This window comes from Streptomyces sp. MnatMP-M17, assembly GCF_900091995.1.
Lineage (GTDB): Bacteria > Actinomycetota > Actinomycetes > Streptomycetales > Streptomycetaceae > Streptomyces.
Genome location: NZ_FMDK01001245.1, coordinates 1 through 2,926, shown reverse-complemented (window position 1 = coordinate 2,926; position 2,926 = coordinate 1). Strand labels below are relative to the sequence as shown.

Annotated in this window: 4 protein-coding genes and 1 riboswitch; of the genes, 1 reads left to right on the top strand and 3 read right to left on the bottom strand. The window is 73.4% G+C overall.

Annotated features, from left to right (window positions below; genetic code table 11):
* From GA0115259_RS38275 to thiO, 3 genes are all read right to left on the bottom strand, one after another.
* On the bottom strand, nucleotides 1–707 hold a 707-nt coding region (locus GA0115259_RS38275), incomplete at its 3' end, for a thiazole synthase (protein ID WP_093605229.1).
* Nucleotides 708–713: 6 nt separating this feature from the next.
* Nucleotides 714–932 carry a sulfur carrier protein ThiS gene (gene thiS, locus GA0115259_RS38270; protein WP_176732794.1) on the bottom strand — a complete coding sequence of 73 codons (219 nt, stop codon included), beginning with the start codon at nucleotides 930–932 and terminating at the stop codon, nucleotides 714–716.
* Nucleotides 929–2,122 (bottom strand): glycine oxidase ThiO, encoded by a 1,194-nt coding sequence (gene thiO / locus GA0115259_RS38265; protein WP_093605227.1) that lies wholly within the window; start codon nucleotides 2,120–2,122, stop codon nucleotides 929–931. The genes thiS and thiO overlap by 4 nt, the downstream gene beginning before the upstream one ends.
* Nucleotides 2,120–2,233: riboswitch (TPP riboswitch) on the bottom strand. Its footprint overlaps the gene before it by 3 nt.
* A 107-nt stretch (nucleotides 2,234–2,340) precedes the next feature.
* Here thiO and GA0115259_RS38260 point away from each other — a divergent pair.
* Nucleotides 2,341–2,926, top strand: a 586-nt coding sequence (locus GA0115259_RS38260) for an NAD(P)/FAD-dependent oxidoreductase (RefSeq protein ID WP_141716897.1), incomplete at its 3' end; no start/stop codon positions are given.

Genomic DNA, 2,926 nt, shown 5'->3' with positions numbered 1-2,926 from the left:
GCCCGGCGCGCCAGCCGACCCGCCTCCACCGCGTGCCGCATCGCCTCCGCCATCAGCACCGGCTCCCGCGCCCGCGTCACCGCCGACGCCAGCATCACCGCCGCGCACCCCAGCTCCATCGCCAGCGCCGCGTCCGACGCGGTGCCCGCGCCCGCGTCCAGGATCACCGGTACGCCCGCCCGCTCCACGATGAGCTCGAAGTTGTGCGGGTTGCGGATCCCGAGGCCGGAGCCGATCGGCGAGCCCAGCGGCATGATCGCGGCGCAGCCCACATCCTCCAGCTTTCTGGCCAGCACGGGATCGTCGTTGGTGTACGGCAGCACAGTGAAGCCGTCGTCGACCAAGATCTCGGCCGCGTCCAGCAGTTCGATCGGGTCGGGCAGCAGCGTCCGCTCGTCCGCGACCACCTCCAGCTTGATCCACTCCGTACCGAGCGCCTCGCGCGCCAGCCGGGCGGTCAGGACCGCCTCGCCCGCCGTGAAGCAGCCCGCCGTGTTGGGCAGGGCGCGGATGCCCAGGGAGTCGAGCACGGAGAGGACCGAGCCCTGGACCGTGGGATCGAGGCGGCGCATCGCGACGGTGGTGAGTTCGGTGCCCGAGGCGCGCAGACAGCGTTCCAGTACGTCCAGGCTGGGGGCTCCGCCCGTGCCCATGATCAGCCGTGAGTTGAGGACGGTGGAGCCGATGGTGAGCCGGTCGTCGGCCATGGCGGCTCAGCCTCCCTGGACCGCGGTGAGGACTTCCACCCGGTCGCCGTCGCCGAGCACCGTGCCGGACCAGTGGCCGCGCGGCACCACCGTCTCGTTGACGGCGGCGGCGACACCCGAGGGCGCTGGAGTGAGGGTGGCGACCAGGATGTCGAGGGTGGTGCCGGAGGCGAGATCGCGGGCCTCGCCGTTCACGGAGACGGTCACACGGACAGAGGTGCTCATACGGTCAGCTCCCGCGGTACGGGGGTGAGGTCCTGCGGTACGGAGGTGAAGCGGAGCGGAGTGAACGGGCGGGCCACGTCCGGGAGTTCGCCGGTGGTCAGCACCGTGGCCAGCGCGTCGCCGGTGACCGGTGTGAGCAGCACGCCGTTGCGGTAGTGCCCGGTCGCGAGACTCAGCCCGGGCAGCGCGGTCGGTCCCAGCAGCGGCGCGTTGTCCGGCGAGCCCGGACGCAGTCCCGCGCGGGTCTCGGTGAGCGGCAGTTCGGTGATGCCGGGGACCAGTTCGTGCGCGTCCCGCAGCAGCTCGTACACTCCGCCCGCCGTGACCGTGGTGTCCCAGCCCAGCTCCTCGCTGGTGGCGCCGACGACCAGCTCGCCGTTCTCGCGCGGCACCAGATACACCTGGCTGCCGCGCACCACGGCCCGTACCGTCCTGGACAGGAACGGCGCGTACGGACGAGGCACCGTCAGCCGCAGGACCTGGCCCTTGACGGGCCGTACCGGCGGCAGGACTTCGGCAGGGACGCCCGCCAGCCGTCCGCTCAGACTGCCGGCCGCCAGTACCACCTGGTCCGCGGTGAGCGCGCGCCCGTCGTCCAGTACGGCACCGGCGGCCCGGTCCCGTACGACGGAGAGCCGCTCGGCCCAGGCGCGGTGGAAGACCACTCCGGCCCGTTCGCAGGCGGTGAGCAGGGCCGAGGCGAGCCGGCGGGGATCGATCTGGTGGTCGCCGTCCACGCGCAGACCGCCGCGTACGCCCGGCGCGAGCATCGGTTCCAGACGCCGGCACTCGCGTCCCGTGAGCCACTCGGACGTCAGGCCCGAGCGCTGCTGAAGGGCGTGCAGTTCGCGCAGCTCGGCGCGGTCGTCGGTGTCGAGGGCGACGGCGAGCGTGCCGCAGGCGCGGTAGCCGGTCTCCTGGCCGCCCGCCTCCTCCAGCTCGGCCACGAACTCCGGATAGCGCTCCGCCGAGGCGAGATTGAGCCCGAGCAGAAGCTGTTCGCCGTGGTGGAGTTCGGTGACGGCGGCGAGCATGCCCGCCGCGACCCGCGCGGCGCCTTTGCCAGGACCGGGATCGACGACGGCGGTACGCAGTCCGTGCTGCGCGGCTCGCCAGGCCGTGACCAGTCCGATGATTCCGCCGCCGATGACCAGGACATCGGAAGCGGTCTTCTCCTGGGACGACTGCATGGGCGTCCAGCCCCTCCCTTCGCCGGCATGACCCGGATCAGGTTCGTACGGTCGGAGGCCGCTTCAGCCTCCCTCTCAGCCCGGTGCGTCCGGACTCCCGCGAGGTAGTGTCGACGGCAAGCCTAACGCGCCGCCCGCCGCGCGGTAAGGCCGTCCCGTAGGGGCGGGAGCCGGAACGGCCCGCCGCCCGCGGCCCGTCCGCTGCTTAAGGTGACCGGGTGAGCGAGCAGCGCAGACACGAGCAGCAGCGGGAACAGCCGGGCGTCGTCATCGTCGGTGCGGGCATGGCGGGCGTGCAGACCGCCGTGGCCCTGCGGGAGAAGGGCTACGAGGGCCCGGTCACCCTGATCGGCGCGGAACCCCATCCGCCCTACGACCGGCCTCCGCTCTCCAAGGCGGTCCTGCTGGGCACGGCGGACGGCTCGGCCTTCGACATCGACTTCGAGGCACTCTCCGTCCGGCTGAGACTCGGCGTGGAGGTCACCGGACTGCGCCCGGACGCGCGGGAGGTCGACACCGCGGCCGGGCCCGTCCCGTACGGCGTACTGGTCCTCGCCACCGGCGCGGAGCCGGTCGGACTGCCGGGTGCCGTCTCCGTGCCGGGCGTCCATCTGCTGCGCACCCTGGACGACGCCGAGGCGCTGCGGCCCGTGCTCGGCCGACGGGACCGGATCGTGGTCGTCGGCGCCGGATGGATCGGCGCGGAGTTCACCACCGCCGCCCGCGAGGCCGGGTGTGCCGTAACGGTCGTGGAGGCCGCGGACCGGCCGCTGCCGGGCGCCCTGCCGGCCGAGGTCGCCGCAC